Raw genomic sequence first — 15,411 nt, forward strand, 5'->3', positions numbered from 1 at the left:
TCGAACCTGCGGCATCCTGCTCCCAAAGCAGGCGCGCTACCAACTGCGCTACACCCGGATATGAAGTTGTGGGGTGGTCTGGGCGGATTCTCCCAAAGCAAGCGCGCTACCAACTGCGCTACACCCGGATATGGAATTTTCCAACTGTGGTCAAATATGGGGTCAGCGCCGGTTTTGGACCAATTTCCGGCGAGGGATAAAACTCCGTCAGCCTTAGCGTCCCAGAGCTTTCCGGGATTTTTGGGAAATGCGGCTCGAACTCCGGCCTCACGCTCCCAAAGCAAGCGCGCTACCAACTGCGCTACACCCGGATATGAAGTTGTGGAGTAATCTCCTGGAATTTGCCTCAGCTTAAAGGATATGCCAGCAGATTGATAAGACATATTATATAGTATACGATAAAAGAGACGATATTGCAAGAGTGCCTTTACAGAAAAGTGTGGGATATGGTATGATACTAACGATTTTTAAGAGAGGTGCAGACAGTATGCGAATGCGGAAAAAGCCAAATCTGATTCCGAGGATGGAGCGCTGTGCGGCATGTCAGATTCGCGATCCTGAGACCCGGCGCGGGCACTGGAGGGACCTGATGCCGGCGGCCAGAGAGCTGCGATTGGAACTGGGCTGCGGCAAGGGAAGATTCACCGCGGAGACGGCGGCGCAGAATCCGGATATTCTTTTTATTGCCGTGGAGCGTGTGCCGGACGCCATGGTCATTGCTATGGAGCGGGTGACAGCTCAGGAGCTCCACAATGTATTTTTTGTAGACGGCGACGCGGCTAAGCTGCCGGAATATTTTGCCCCCGGCGAGGTAGACCTCATCTATATCAACTTTTGCGATCCCTGGCCCACCAAGCGGCACGCCAAGCGAAGACTGACATTTTCGGCCTTTCTGAAAAAGTACAGGGAAGTACTGAAGGAAGGGGGACAGATCCACTTCAAGACGGACAACCGGGATCTGTTCGAGTGGTCGCTGACCCAGTTTCCCCAGGCGGGCTTTGAACTCTCTGAAGTGACCCGGGATCTGCACGCCAATGGTATCTGCGGCGTAATGACCGACTATGAGGAGAAGTTCCATAATATGGGGACGCCCATCAACCGCTACGTGGGTACGATGAGGGAGCTTCCGCCCGAGGAGCCTGAGACAGAGGAAGAGAAGAAAGCGGAATAAAACACGGCATTGGAATGCGAGAAGAGCCTGTGCGGTTGAAGGAACCACACAGGCTCTTTTGATGCGCACCATTTAAAGGAAGCAGAGTACCCGGTACATCAACATAAAATGGCAGATGCTGCCCAGAACAATAAAGACATGGAAAATTTCGTGGCAGCCGAAATGGGGATTATTCCGACCAGGCCATTTCAGGGCATAGGAAACGCCGCCGACTGTGTAGAGCACGCCGCCGGCCAGAAGCCAGGAAAGGCCGGTCCAACCCACCGTCAGGTAGAGAGGATAGACAGCCACCACGGCCATCCAGCCCATGAAGATATAGATAGCGGCAGTGAGCTGGCGGGGCATATTGATCCAGCCCATGGTAAGGACAATGCCGGCCAGAGCCAGAACCCAGATAATGGAGAACAGCGCCCAGCCCCAGGCGCCCACTGTGCGGAGCACGGTCAGGCAGATGGGGGTGTAGCTGCCGGCAATGAGCAGGTAGATGGAAGCGTGGTCAAACTTGCGCAGGGCGATACGGCCGCGCACACCGGTATGCAGGCAGTGGTACAGGGTGCTGGCGGTGTAGAGCCCAATCATGGACGCACCATAGATGGCAAAAGAGACAATGTGCCAGCCGTCCAGCCCCATCAGAGCGGAGCGAACCAACAGCAGTACAGTTCCCAGCACGGCCAGCGCTGCGCCTGCGCCATGGGTAATGGCGGACCAGGGACGCAGACCATCGTAGGGGTTCCGTCCTTTTTCCTGGGGACGGCGGCTGACTCTGACAGGGGAGACCCGTGGAGCAGAAAATTCGGGATACATCGTAAGTTCGTCCATAAGAAACCTCCATGCGCTGCTGCGCGGTTGAAAAAATGAGGTGTTCTCCGCCGCACGCTGCGGACGGGGAGAGGTGTACAGAGGAAAGAAACAGTATAGAATATTGGCTCTGCTGTTCTTTGGTATAGTATAACACGGTTATTCTTTGATATCAATAGAAAAATCATGTAATCTAATATTTAAAATTATATTAAAAAATATGGGTAAAAAAGGAAAATAAAAATATGCCCTGGAGGATGAAGTAGTTTGTATAACTTGTGCAAATTTAGCTTTCAATTTCGCTGGAATTATGGCATAATGAGAGCATAACACTGGGAGGGACGTTCATGAAAAAGCGTACAAGGCAAATCCTCATACTGTTTGTCACCTTAATATTGGCGGTGGGGTGCCTGCACACGCCTGCATTTGCCCAGGAGGAAGAGAGTAAGATCGCCACAATTCTGTTTACCCATGATATGCACTCCCATCTGTTGCCGGCTGAGAAGGAGGGAGGCGGGGAGTACGGAGGCTTTGCCAGGCTGATGACTGCGCTGGAACAGGAGCGGGCCCAGGCGGCGGCCTCTGGGTATGCCTGCATCACCGTGGACGGCGGTGACTTCTCCATGGGCACTCTGTTCCAGACCATTTACACCACCCAGGCCAGTGAGCTGCGCAGCCTGGGCGCCTTGGGGTATGACGCGGCCACCTTTGGGAACCACGAGTATGAGTATCGGGCGGACGGCCTGGCCAAGATGCTGGAGGCGGCTGCCCGGAGCGGAGACCCGCTGCCTGCCCTGGTCCAGGCCAACTATGTGACGCCCAAGGATCCGGAGGGAGACGCGGAGGTGGTGCAGGCCATGGCCGACTGCGGCGTCACGGACTATGTGATAATCGAGCGGGACGGGGTGCGTTTCGCTGTGTTTGGCGTCCTGGGTGAGGACGCCGATGCCTGCGCGCCCATGTCCGGCATGGAATTCGAGCCCATTGCCCAGGCGGCGCAGCGGGTGGTGGATGAGATCAAAGCCAAAGAGGAGTACGATTTTCTCATCTGCCTGTCTCACAGCGGAACCAATCCAGACCCCAAAAAGTCGGAGGATGAGCTGCTGGCCAAAAGTGTGGATGGCATCGACTTCATCGTCTCCGGACACACCCACTCCACAATGGTGGAGCCCACCATTGTGAACAACACTGTGATCGGCTGCACGGGAGAGTACTGCACCAACCTGGGTAAGGTGACCATCAAGAAGGATACAGAGGGGAATAACGCGGTTCTGGACTACGAGCTGATTCCCATTGACGAGAACGTGGCTGAAGACCCCCAGATTGCCGCCCAGGTGGCCGGGTACAAAGAGCTGGTGGAGACAGAGTACCTGTCTCAGTTTGGAATGACCTTTGACCAGGTGCTGGCATACACCCCATTTGATTTCACGCCCATCTCCCAGTTTGCACGGGAGCAGGAAGAGGACAGTCTGGGCAACTTGATTACGGATGCCTATATCTACGCCGTCCGGCAGACTGAGGCAGGCACCAATGCGGCGCCCATCACTGCGGCTTTTGTCAACTCGGGCGTTATCCGGGCCAGCTTTTCCCAGGGGGACATTACGGTCTCCGACGCCTTCAACGTCAGTTCAATCGGGTCGGGAGCGGACGGATCTCCGGGCTATCCGCTGATCGACGTGTGGCTCACGGGCAAAGAGCTGAAGACTGTGCTGGAGCTGGATCCGTCGGTGGGGCCCATCTTCTCGGGCGCCCAGCTGTACAGCTCTGGCATATGCTACACCTTTAATATGCACCGGATGATTTTCAACCGGGTCACCGACCCGGCGCTCCTCAGCTCCAACGGCGCTACCTCGCCCATTGACGACAACAAACTCTACCGGGTGGTGACCAACCTCTACTCCAGTCAGATGCTGGGCACCGTAACCGACATGTCCTACGGCATACTGAAGATTACCCCCAAGGACGAGTGGGGCAACCCCATCACCGACTACGAGGATCATATTATTCACCTGGAGGACGGTTCTGAGCTGAAGGAGTGGTACGCGGTGGCCACCTATCTGACTTCCTTCGCGCCCAACGACGGCGTGCCCCAGGTACCCCAGCGGTACGCAGGGCCGGAAGGACGCAAGGTGCGGGATGACAGCGTCAACCCCATCGCGCTGCTCCGCCAGCCCAACTGGATTACCCTGATTGTGCTGGGTGCAGCGCTGCTGCTGGTGGCGCTGGTGGTGTTCATCATCTACCGGGTGGCAACCAGACGCCGCCGCCGTTCCCGCCGCTCCGGTATCCGGAGAGGATACCGGGGTTACCGGGGCTGAAAAAATCCCAAACAGGAAAGCAGAGAAACATCCATGAAAGAGAATCAATACGATGACAGCCGCTTTTTTGAGCAATACAGCCGTTTCCCGCGCTCTGTGGAGGGGCTGAGCGCCGCCGGAGAGTGGCACGCGCTGAAAGCGCTTCTCCCCGACTTCCGGGGCAGGCGGGTGCTGGACCTGGGGTGCGGCTTCGGCTGGCACTGCCGGTACGCCGCAGAGCAGGGCGCAGCAGAGGTGCTGGGCATTGACCTGTCGGAGAAGATGCTGGCCCAGGCTGAGGTGCGCAACGCCCATCCCATGATCACCTACCGCAGGGCGGCCATTGAGGACCTGGACCTGCCGGAAAGCTCCTTTGATGTGGTGATTAGTTCGCTGGCGCTCCACTATGTGGAGGATTTGGACCAGGTGTGCCGGATGGTGTACCGCCTGCTGACGCCGGGCGGAACCTTTGTGCTCTCCTGTGAGCATCCCGTGTTCACCGCCAGAGGGGACCAGGAGTGGTACCGGGACGGTGAGGGGAACATCCTCCACTGGCCTGTGGACCGCTACTTTGACGAGGGCGCCCGGACGGCTCATTTTCTGGGCTGCGACGTGACAAAATATCACCGCACTCTGACCAGCGATGTGGGGGCCCTGCTGAAGGCGGGGTTTGTCCTCACGGATTTGGTCGAGCCCCAGCCGGATCCCGGACTCATGGATGTGCCCGGCATGGCGGACGAGCTGCGCCGCCCCATGATGCTGATTCTCTCCGGCCGTAAGCCGGCAGAACCGGCGTAAACGAGAAAACAGAAGGCTCCCGGACTGCTTAAACGGTTCGGGAGCTTCTTTTAGTCCTTGGGCTTGGGCCGGAAGATGAGGGCGGCAAGCCAGCTGAAGAAAATGGCGGCGGTGATACCCCCGGCTGCAGCGGTGATGCCGCCGGTGAGGACACCCAGCACACCCTGCTCCTCCACTGCCTTGGCTACGCCCTTGGCCAGCAGATAGCCGAAGCCGGTGAGGGGTACGGTGGCGCCTGCGCCGCCGAACTCCACCACGTATTTATACAGTCCCAGGCCGCCCAGCACAACGCCGGAGACCACATAGGTCACCAGAATGCGGGCGGGGGTCAGCTTGGTCTTGTCGATAAGCAGCTGGCCGATGAGGCACAGCAGGCCGCCGCACAGAAAGGCGCGGCCGTATTCCCACAGTATTTCCATTGTCATGCCTCCTTATTACGCCGTCTCACAGCCCGGGGCCGCCAGGGCCGCTGCGTGACAGATGGCGGGAATGGACTCCCCCTGCTGAGTGGAGGTGGGGGAGAGAAGGGCCCCGGTGCCGCAGAAGAGGAGCCGCTTCCAGCGGCCCTTCTTCAGGCCGTCCATCAGGTACCCGTTGAGCACCACGGCAGAGCAGCCGCAGCCGGAGCCGCCGCAGTGGACATCTTGGCCCTCCAGGTCATAGATCATGGTGCCGCAGTCAGCCAGGTTGGACAGATCCACACCGTCTCGACGGAACAGGTCCAGCACAATATCCCGGCCCAGCTGGCCCAGATCACCGGTGAGAATCAGGTCGTAGCTGGATGGCCTGCGCCCAGTGTCCTGAAGGTGGGCTTTGATGGTCTCGTAGGCGGCGGGAGCCATAGCCGCCCCCATGTTGTTGGCGTCTTTGATTCCCTTGTCCACAATCTTGCCTGTGGTCACATGGGTTACCCGGGGGCCGTTTCCCTGCGCGGCAAGGATGGTACAGCCCGAGCCGGTTACCGTCCACTGGGCTGTGGGAGTGCGCTGGCCGCCGTATTCCAGCGGGGTACGGTACTGCCGCTCCGCCGAGCAGAAATGGGAGGAAGTCAGGGCCGCCGCATGAGAGGCAAATTTGCCGTCGATCATCAGCGCCGCCAGGGACAGGCTCTCCGCCATGGTGGAGCAGGCGCCGTACAGCCCATAGAAGGGAATATCCTGCCCCCGCAGGGCAAAGCCGCTGCCAATGCACTGGTTCAGCAGGTCCCCGGCAAAGATATAATCCAGGACCGTGGCGGCCATCCCCGCCTTGTTCAGCGCCATGGAGAGGGCCAGCCGCTGCATAGCGCTCTCCGCCTTTTCCCAGCTCTTTTCTCCAAAACTGTCGTCCTGCTCGATGTGGTCGAAGAAGGAGGAGAGCGGACCGTCCCCCTCCTTTTTGCCCACTACGCTGGCATAGCCCGCCACAGCCGGCGGACAGGCCAGCGCCACCGTCTGGACACCCAGACGCTTTGTCTCCATATGCGCCACCTCACATGTTTGGATATGGACCTAGTTTGAACAAAAAGAGAAGAAAATATAAGCATACATTTTGTCGGTGGATGTGCTGGTCAAACAGCAGTATTTGAGGTATAATGCTATTATCTGCCCGCAGAGACGGCATTGCTGTTTCCAGCGGCGAAATGAGGGATTTTTTCATGGAACAAGAGATCAAACGGACGCTGGCCTATATCTGCCCCTCCTGTCATCAGAGCGTGATTGTAGAGCGCAGCGTCTTTCAGCTGGCCGCCTCGGCCAACGAGCTGCCCTGTCCCTGCGGCAAGTCCGCCCTCCGGGTGGAGATGATGGGAGATCGGGTGAAGCTGACCGTGCCCTGCCTGTTCTGCCAGACCGAGCACACGGTCACCTGCTCCGCCAAGGCCTTCCTCCACGAGAAGGCGCTGGCCTTTTCCTGCGGCGCGTCCGGTCTGGACTGCTGCTACGTGGGGGAGGAGGGCCCGGTGTTCGCCGCCGTGCGCCGCCTGGAGGAAGCGGTGGACAAGCTGGAACAGGACGCGGGGGAGAAGGGGGCATTTCTGGACGAGCTGGTGATGCACGAGGTGCTCTCCGAACTCAAGGATATCGCGGCCAGAGGCGGCATTTCCTGCGCCTGCGGCTCCAAGCGGTGGAAAATGCAGGTCAATTACAGCTCCATCGACCTGTTCTGCGCCGACTGCGGCGCGGCCATGCGCATCCCCGCCGCCACCGCCTCGGACATCGACGATATCTGCTGCAAGAACACCATTGTGATCCACGGCGCCCACAGCGGGAGCTGAGGAGAAGTGTTGTCACCGGAGCCGGACGGTGAGACTGCCGTGGAAGCCACCGACAGCCTGGTTATACTGGGAAAGGAAGAGAAAACGTGAGCGTTTATTATGAAAACACCTACCCTGTGGACTCCCGGGACGTGGACCCCTTTGACCAGTGCAGGCCGTCGGCTCTGCTGGGGATTCTCCAGGAGGCGGCTACCTCGGCGGCGGTGGAACTCCACGTGTCCCGGGACGAGATGATCGCGCGGTACAACGTGTTCTGGATGCTCTCCCGCATCTGGTACCGCCTCTTTCGCCCTCTCCACTGGAGCGAGCCGGTAACGGTGCGCACCTGGCACCGGGGCGGCAAGGGCGCGGCCATGTACCGGGACTTTGACCTTTTTGTGAAGGGAGAACCGGTGGGGGAGGCGGTATCCTCCTGGGTGCTGGCCGACCTGGACACGCATAAGCTGTTCCGCCTCAGCAATGTGGAGGAGTTTTCAGACAGCGACGGCGGCGAGCTGTGCAAGGACAGACGCCTCACCGGACTGCGTATGCCGGCGGGACTGACTCTGGCCGAGCACCGTACCCTCCATTACAGCGACGCCGACATCAATGGACATGTCAACAACGTCCGCTATGCCGACTTTGCCTGCGACGCCCTCCACCTGGAGCGGCTGGACGGCGGGCAGTATGTGTCTGAGCTTCAGCTGTGCTATCTGGCCGAGTGCCGCCCCGGCGAGGCCATCGACCTGTTCACCGGAGCGTCGGAAGGCAGGCATCTGGTCCAGGGTATGGGCGAAGAGGGCAAAATCCGCTTCGACGCGGCCCTCACTTTGGCAAACCTGTAAGAATGGACAGGCCGCCTCTTGACAAGACGGCCCGTCCGCCGTAAAATAGGAAAAATTTATTCGGATGGGACAGGTGTCCATTTGCTTTGCAGAGCTCCCTGCACATGGAGTTTTATCCCGTACGCCGAGTGAAAATTCACTGGAAAAGATAAAGGAGATGCGATATGGTCAATACCGATGAGCGCCAGAAGTTTACCAAGCAGGGGCTGACCTTTGACGATGTGCTGCTGGTCCCCGCAGAGAGCAGCGTGCTCCCCGCAGACATCGACCTGCACACCCAGCTAACCAAGAAGATTCAGCTGAACATCCCTCTCATGAGCGCCGCTATGGATACCGTTACGGAGTACCGCATGGCCATCGCCATTGCCCGTGAGGGCGGCATCGGCATCATCCACAAGAATATGTCCATCGGCGCCCAGGCCGAGCAGGTGGACATGGTCAAACGCAGCGAGAACGGCGTTATCACCAACCCCTTCTGGCTGGCCCCGGGCCACACCCTGGCCGAGGCAGATGAGCTGATGGCCAAGTACCGCATCTCCGGCGTGCCTATCTGCGACAATGGAAAGCTCATCGGTATCATCACCAACCGGGACATGAAGTTCGAAGTGGACATGTCCCAGCTCATCGACAATGTGATGACCAAGGACAATCTGGTTACCGCCAAAGAGGGCATCACCCTGGAGGAGGCCAAGGAGATCCTCCGCAAGCACAAGATTGAGAAGCTGCCTCTGGTGGACGATGAGTTCCGCCTCAAGGGCCTTATTACCATCAAGGACATTGAGAAGGCTACCGTGTACCCCAACTCTGCCCGTGACGCCAAGGGACGGCTGCTGGTGGGTGCTGCAATCGGCGTGACCGACGATGTGCTGGACCGTGTGGCTGCTCTGGTAGAGGCCGGCGCCGATGTGCTGTGCCTGGACTCCGCCCACGGCCACAGCCACAACATTATCGACTGCGTCAAGCGTATCAAGGCCCTGTACCCCGACGTACAGCTCATCGCCGGCAACGTGGCCACCGCCGAGGGTACCCGCGCCCTTATTGAGGCGGGCGCCGACTGCGTGAAGATCGGTATTGGCCCCGGCTCCATCTGCACCACCCGTGTGGTAGCCGGTATCGGCGTGCCCCAGATTACCGCTGTATACGATGCCGCCTGTGTGGCGGACAAGTACGGCATTCCCATTATCGCTGACGGCGGTATCAAGTACTCCGGCGACATCGCCAAGGCCATTGCTGCCGGCGCCAACGTGGTCATGCTGGGCTCCCTGCTGGCCGGCTGCGAGGAATCCCCCGGCGACACCGAGGTCTATCAGGGCCGTCAGTTCAAGGTCTACCGGGGCATGGGTTCCCTGGGCGCCATGGCCAAGGGTTCCAAGGACCGCTACTTCCAGCAGAACAACAAAAAGCTGGTGCCCGAGGGCGTGGAGGGCCGCGTGCCTTACAAGGGATCCACCTCCGACACCATCTATCAGATGATGGGCGGCCTGCGGGCCGGCATGGGCTACTGCGGCTGTCCCACCGTGTACGACCTGCAGAAGAAGGCCCAGTTTATCCGGATTACGGCTGCCGGTCTCCGGGAGAGCCATCCCCACGACGTGTATATCACCAAGGAGGCCCCCAACTACACCATCAGCGCCCAGTAAACGCAACAGAAAAGTACCCGTATCTGAAGGATACGGGTACTTTTCTGCATTTTCTCGGGGTGAGACAGGAAATGACAAAGAAAACTCTTGCAATTTGGAAACAGATAGGTTACAATATGGCAACAAAAAGTTTCCAAACAGAAACGGCATGAGGAGTGGACACATGAAGAAGCGTTTTTCCTGCGCCTTACTCGGACTTGCACTGATGATTGGCCTCAGCGGTCATGCGCTGGCGGCAGAGAACGTCACTGCCCCTGTGGTGGTGGACGGCGTGGAGCAGACGAATTTTCACGCCACCCTTTACGGCGATACCACCTACACCTCCTTCTACGGCGTCACCCTGGCCCTCCGGCCCGACGCGGTCATCACCTGGGAGAACAACCAGCTGGTGGCCCGGGCGGACGACTTCACCATGTACGCCCGCATCGGCACCAACTTTCTGGTTATCAACGACCGGTACCTGTACATCCCCGACGGCGTGAAGGTTGACGACACCGGCGACACTCTGGTGCCCACCCGCGTGCTGGCCACCGCCCTGGGCGCTTCCATCGGCTGGGACGGAGCCGTGACCTACACCTCCGGCGGCACCCCGCTCTCCTCGGGCAGCACCTACTACGACGCCGCCACCGTGGATCTGCTGGCCCGGGTTATCACCCACGAGAGCGGCAACCAGCCCCTGGCGGGTAAGATTGCCGTGGGAAACGTCATCCTCAACCGGGTGGCCAGTCCCTCTTTCCCCAATACAGTGGCGGAGGTGCTCAGCCAGCCCAACCAGTTCCCCGGCGCCACCAGCTGTGAGCCCAACAGCGAGTCCATCCTGGCCGCCAAGCTCTGCCTGGAGGGCGCCATGGAGGCCCCCGGCGCCTACTGGTTCAACGGCGCAGGTATCTCCTGCTGGGCCTCCAACAACAAGAGCCACATCGTCACCATCGGCGGACATTCCTTCTACGGTTAATCAGACAGCGGCCTCCTTTCAGGAGACCGCTGTTTTTTCACTCTTGACTTTCAGGCGGGAACATGGTATTCCTGTCACTGGAACATAAAATGCCGCCCGGCGGACGCGCCGGAAGAGGAGAATGAATATGAATCTGATGATTGCCTCGGATATCCACGGCTCTGCCCGGTACTGTCGAGACCTGCTGGCCGCCTTTGACAGGGAGAAGGTCGGCCGTCTGCTCCTGTTGGGGGACCTGCTGTACCACGGCCCCCGGAACGACCTGCCTGACGAATACGCCCCCAAGGAGGTCATCGCCCTTTTGAACGGGCGGAAGGACCGCCTGCTGTGCGTCCGTGGCAACTGCGAGGCCGAGGTGGACCAGATGGTGCTGGAGTTCCCCGTGCTGGCTGACTATGCCATACTGTGGGCGGGGGAACGGATGATTTTTGCCACCCACGGCCACCACTACAACAAAAACGCCATGCCGCCCCTTCGGCCCGGGGATATCCTGCTCCACGGCCACACCCATGTCCCGGCCTGGGAGCCGGTAGGGGAGAATCTGTACCTGAACCCCGGATCGGTGTCCATCCCCAAGGAGGGGAGCGCGCGGGGCTATATGACCTTTGACGGAGAAACCTTCCTCTGGAAGGAACTGTCCGGCCAGGTCTACCACACGTTCCGACTGTAATCGGGCCCGGCGTGCCGCTTTACTCCCTAAAATCTCGCGCCGCAACTGACAGTTGCGAAAAATCCAGGGCTGCTTGGTGGACAAAAATTGTGCGCCGAAGCTATACTGAGAAAAAAGCGAGAGGAGAATTTGCATGACATTGGGGGAGACCATCGCCCGTCTGCGGGCGGAACGCCGCATGTCTCAGGAAGCTTTGGCTGACGCCATGGGGGTGTCCCGGCAGGCGGTATCTAAATGGGAGACCAACGGATCGGTGCCTGATCTGGACAAACTGGTAAAGCTGGGCGAGCTGTTCGGCGTGACCCTGGACGAACTGGCGAAGGGCGCTCCAGCAGGAGCAAAGCGGCGGGAGACTGCGTCCCATGGCGCGCTGCGGCAGTCCGAAATTCCTCGGGAGAGGCTGGTGCTGGGCGGGGTTCTTCTGGCGGTTGGACTGATGGGCCTGCTGTTTCTGTTCCTGCTGGCCGGACTTGAGGGGCTCAAATTCGGCCTGATGTTCCTGGCTCCCTTTGTGCTGAGCGGGCTCATCTGTATGAAGGCCCGTCGTCACGCAGGCCTGTGGTGCGCCTGGGGAGTATATCTGCCCCAGCAGGTCTACTGGACCTATGCCACTGGCCTGAGATGGACCGCAGCCCTGCGAATTCTTACGTGGACGCCGGAAGAGAACTATATGCGCCTGGTCATTGCCTGGGTTATGCTGCTGGCGTGGGTGCTGCTGGTGATTGGGACGGTACGGACCTTCCGAAAAACCAGCCTCCCGCCGGGGCGGAGAACCTGGATCTGTCTGGCGGCAGCCTGGGGGATGGCCCTGCTCTGGCCGCTGCTCTGGCAGGGGCTGACCGCCGCCCTGTATCATATGGGAAAGACGATTTCCACCGCCTGGGTTCTGGCGCTGAACATTGTACCTGGGGCTGTCTGGCCGGCGTTCCTGGCAGCCGCTTTGGCGCTGACCGCCGCAGCTCTCCGGGGCTGCCGCAGGAAAGGCCCACCTATCATCTGCTGAAAAGAAGGCCGCTGTTGGTTCCAGCAGCGGCTTTTTTGCGCATGGAGAGGGAAACCACTTGCAAGCCCGGTGTTTTTCAAGTATAATAGCACAGATAATGTGTCCCTGCGGGGAGAACGACAGATGGAAAGAAAGCGTGAGAGATTTGAAGTACGATTTTGCCAGTATTGAGCCCAAGTGGCAGAAGAAATGGGCGGAAGAAAAGACATTCCACTGTGAGAACCACAGTGACAAGCCCAAGTTCTACGCTCTGGTGGAGTTTCCCTATCCCTCCGGACAGGGCCTCCATGTGGGCCACACCCGCCCCTATACCGCCATGGACGTGGTGGCCCGTAAGCGCCGCATGGACGGGTACAACGTGCTCTTCCCCATGGGATATGACGCCTTCGGCCTGCCGACCGAGAACTACGCCATCAAAAACCACATCCACCCCGCCAAGGTGACCCACGACAACATTGAGAACTTCACCCGGCAGCTTCATATGCTGGGTTACTCCTTCGACTGGGACCGCGTCATCAACACCACCGACCCCAGTTACTACAAGTGGACTCAGTGGATCTTCCTCCAGCTGTACAAGCACGGCCTGGCCTACAAGACCACTATGCCGGTGAACTGGTGTACCTCCTGCAAGTGTGTGCTGGCCAACGAGGAGGTTGTGGAGGGCGTGTGCGAGCGCTGCGGCTCTCCCGTCATCCGCAAGGAGAAGAGCCAGTGGATGCTGAAGATTACCGAGTATGCCCAGCGTCTTATTGACGACCTGGACGACCTGGACTATATTGAGCGGGTGAAGATCCAGCAGAAGAACTGGATTGGCCGCTCCACCGGCGCTGAGGTGACCTTCAAGGCCACCACCGGAGATGACATTGTGGTGTACACCACCCGGCCCGACACTCTCTTCGGCGCCACTTATATGGTTCTCTCTCCCGAGCACGAGCTGGTGAAGGGATGGCTGGAGAAGGGGATTCTGAATAACGCCGACGATGTGAAGGCCTATCAGCGGGCCGCCGCCTCCAAGTCTGACCTGGAGCGCACTGAGCTGAACAAGGAGAAGACCGGCGTGTGCCTGGACGGTGTGAAGGGAGTCAACCCGGTCAACGGCAAGGAGATTCCCATCTTTATCTCCGACTATGTGCTCTCCACCTACGGCACCGGCGCCATCATGGCCGTGCCTGCCCACGACGACCGCGACTGGGAGTTTGCCAAGAAGTTCGGCTGCGAGATTATTGAGGTGGTCTCCGGAGGCGAGGACGTGCAGAAGGCCGCCTTTACCGCCAAGGACGAGACCGGCATCCTGGTCAACTCCGACTTCCTCAACGGCCTGACTGTGAAGGACGCGATTCCCGTTATCACCAAGTGGCTGGAGGAGAAGGGCATTGGCCACGCCAAGGTGAACTTCAAGCTCCGGGACTGGGTGTTCTCCCGCCAGCGGTACTGGGGCGAGCCCATCCCGATGGTGTACTGTGAGAAGTGCGGCTGGCAGCCCCTGCCCGAGGATCAGCTGCCTCTGCTGCTTCCCGACGTGGACTCCTACGAGCCTACTGACGACGGCGAGTCTCCCCTGAGCAAGATGACCGGCTGGGTGAACACCACCTGCCCCCACTGCGGCGGCCCCGCCAAGCGGGAGACAGACACCATGCCCCAGTGGGCCGGCTCCAGCTGGTACTTCCTGCGGTATATGGACCCCCACAACGACAAGGCCCTGGCCTCCCCGGAGGCTCTGAAGTACTGGTCCCCGGTGGACTGGTACAACGGCGGCATGGAGCACACCACCCTCCACCTGCTGTACAGCCGGTTCTGGCACAAGTTCCTCTACGACATCGGCGTGGTGCCCACCAAGGAGCCCTACCAGAAGCGCACCTCCCACGGAATGATCCTGGGCGAGGGCGGCGAAAAGATGTCCAAGAGCCGGGGCAATGTGGTCAACCCCAATGACGTGGTGGCCCAGTACGGTGCCGACACCATGCGCACCTATATCATGTTCATCGGCGACTTCGAGAAGGCCGCCTCCTGGAGCGACAACGCCGTCAAGGGCTGCAAGCGCTTCCTGGACCGTGTTTGGAACCTGTCGGAGAATCTGACGGACAGCATGGATTATTCCGCCGCAAACGAGAGCGCCATCCACAAGACCATCAAGAAGGTGTCCGACGACATCGAGGCCATGAAGTTCAACACTGCCATCGCCGCTCTCATGGCCCTGGTCAACGACTTCTACGCCAACGGCTGCTCCAAGGGCGACTACGCCGCTCTGCTGCTCATGCTCTCCCCCTTCGCGCCCCACATGGTGGAGGAGCTGTGGGAGACTCTGGGCTACGCTGCCCAGCGCGGCGGAATGGCCTGCCAGCAGTCCTGGCCTGCCTACGACGAGAGCAAGACCATTGACGCCCAGGTGCAGATGGCTGTCCAGGTGTGCGGCAAGCTCCGCGCGACCATCACCGTGCCCATGGACAGCGATGAGGCCACTGTGGTGGCCGAGGCCATGAAGGACCCCAAGGTCCAGAAGTTTACCGAGGGCAAGAACCTGGTCAAGACCATTCTGGTGCCCAACAAGCTGGTCAACCTGATCGCAAAATAAGCGGAAGATCACCGCGGGGCACTGTGGTTAGTTCAAGGAAAATTTTTTCCCTTCAAAAGATTCCCTTGACAAGAAGCTGAATTTTTCATATAATACTACTGTTAAAGCCATATCTAGTAGGCGCAACCGCCTATGCCTGTGGCCCTTTCGTGGCAGACAGGTCTGCCGCGTCGGAGGGAGGGGAAATCAATGTCGGAAGTCCGTGTGAAAGAGGGCGAGTCCCTGGAGAACGCCCTGAAGCGTTTTAAGCGCAGCTGCGCCAAGTCGGGCGTCCTGGCCGAGGTGCGTAAGCGCGAGTGCTATGAGAGTCCGAGCGTCAAGCGCCGCAAGAAGTCTGAGGCCGCGCGCAAGAACCGCAAGAAGTTCTACTAAGAATATAAAACCCCGCAGCCGAAAGGCTGCGGGGTTTTTGCTGTTCTGACGCAGAAA

The 15,411-nt window shown here is 59.4% G+C and carries 14 protein-coding genes; 11 read left to right on the forward strand and 3 right to left on the reverse strand.

Annotation, left to right across the window (positions count from 1 at the left end):
- Positions 1–493: 493 nt before the first annotated feature.
- Positions 494–1,171, forward strand: coding sequence for a tRNA (guanosine(46)-N7)-methyltransferase TrmB (trmB, locus tag Q0K06_RS05090; protein ID WP_294549583.1), 678 nt, complete (start codon positions 494–496; stop codon positions 1,169–1,171).
- Positions 1,172–1,243: 72 nt separating this feature from the next.
- Here trmB and Q0K06_RS05095 read toward each other — a convergent pair whose 3' ends face one another.
- Positions 1,244–1,990 carry a hemolysin III family protein gene (locus Q0K06_RS05095; protein ID WP_294549393.1) on the reverse strand — a complete coding sequence of 249 codons (747 nt, stop codon included), beginning with the start codon at positions 1,988–1,990 and terminating at the stop codon, positions 1,244–1,246.
- Positions 1,991–2,316: 326 nt separating this feature from the next.
- Between Q0K06_RS05095 and Q0K06_RS05100 the strand changes: the two genes are divergently transcribed.
- A complete protein-coding gene (locus Q0K06_RS05100; protein WP_294549397.1) occupies positions 2,317–4,287 on the forward strand; it encodes a bifunctional UDP-sugar hydrolase/5'-nucleotidase in 1,971 nt (656 codons plus the stop codon).
- Positions 4,288–4,320: 33 nt separating this feature from the next.
- Positions 4,321–5,064, forward strand: coding sequence for a class I SAM-dependent methyltransferase (locus tag Q0K06_RS05105; RefSeq protein WP_294549400.1), 744 nt, complete (start codon positions 4,321–4,323; stop codon positions 5,062–5,064).
- Between the two features lie 50 nt (positions 5,065–5,114).
- Here Q0K06_RS05105 and spoVAE read toward each other — a convergent pair whose 3' ends face one another.
- Positions 5,115–5,483: a stage V sporulation protein AE gene (gene spoVAE / locus Q0K06_RS05110; protein WP_294549403.1), complete on the reverse strand. Its 369-nt coding sequence runs from the start codon at positions 5,481–5,483 to the stop codon at positions 5,115–5,117.
- 15 nt (positions 5,484–5,498) lie between these two features.
- Positions 5,499–6,524, reverse strand: coding sequence for a stage V sporulation protein AD (gene spoVAD / locus Q0K06_RS05115; RefSeq protein ID WP_294549406.1), 1,026 nt, complete (start codon positions 6,522–6,524; stop codon positions 5,499–5,501).
- A 176-nt stretch (positions 6,525–6,700) separates the two neighbouring features.
- Between spoVAD and Q0K06_RS05120 the strand changes: the two genes are divergently transcribed.
- From Q0K06_RS05120 to rpsU, 8 genes are all read left to right on the forward strand, one after another.
- A complete protein-coding gene (locus tag Q0K06_RS05120) occupies positions 6,701–7,318 on the forward strand; it encodes a hypothetical protein (RefSeq protein ID WP_294549410.1) in 618 nt (205 codons plus the stop codon).
- Positions 7,319–7,404: 86 nt separating this feature from the next.
- A complete protein-coding gene (locus tag Q0K06_RS05125) occupies positions 7,405–8,142 on the forward strand; it encodes an acyl-ACP thioesterase domain-containing protein (protein ID WP_294549412.1) in 738 nt (245 codons plus the stop codon).
- Positions 8,143–8,306: 164 nt separating this feature from the next.
- Positions 8,307–9,782, forward strand: coding sequence for an IMP dehydrogenase (guaB, locus tag Q0K06_RS05130; protein ID WP_294549415.1), 1,476 nt, complete (start codon positions 8,307–8,309; stop codon positions 9,780–9,782).
- 163 nt (positions 9,783–9,945) lie between these two features.
- A complete protein-coding gene (locus Q0K06_RS05135; protein WP_294549418.1) occupies positions 9,946–10,737 on the forward strand; it encodes a cell wall hydrolase in 792 nt (263 codons plus the stop codon).
- Between the two features lie 127 nt (positions 10,738–10,864).
- Positions 10,865–11,407, forward strand: a complete 543-nt coding sequence (gene yfcE / locus Q0K06_RS05140) for a phosphodiesterase (RefSeq protein ID WP_294549421.1) — start codon at positions 10,865–10,867, stop codon at positions 11,405–11,407.
- Positions 11,408–11,540: 133 nt separating this feature from the next.
- On the forward strand, positions 11,541–12,410 hold the full coding sequence (locus tag Q0K06_RS05145; protein WP_294549424.1) for a helix-turn-helix transcriptional regulator: 870 nt from the start codon (positions 11,541–11,543) through the stop codon (positions 12,408–12,410).
- A 145-nt stretch (positions 12,411–12,555) separates the two neighbouring features.
- Positions 12,556–14,982: a leucine--tRNA ligase gene (leuS, locus tag Q0K06_RS05150; protein WP_294549586.1), complete on the forward strand. Its 2,427-nt coding sequence runs from the start codon at positions 12,556–12,558 to the stop codon at positions 14,980–14,982.
- Positions 14,983–15,171: 189 nt separating this feature from the next.
- Positions 15,172–15,354 (forward strand): 30S ribosomal protein S21, encoded by a 183-nt coding sequence (gene rpsU, locus Q0K06_RS05155; protein ID WP_294520882.1) that lies wholly within the window; start codon positions 15,172–15,174, stop codon positions 15,352–15,354.
- The last annotated feature ends 57 nt before the right edge of the window (positions 15,355–15,411 follow it).

Source organism: uncultured Pseudoflavonifractor sp. (assembly GCF_944387805.1).
Taxonomy (GTDB): domain Bacteria; phylum Bacillota; class Clostridia; order Oscillospirales; family Oscillospiraceae; genus Pseudoflavonifractor.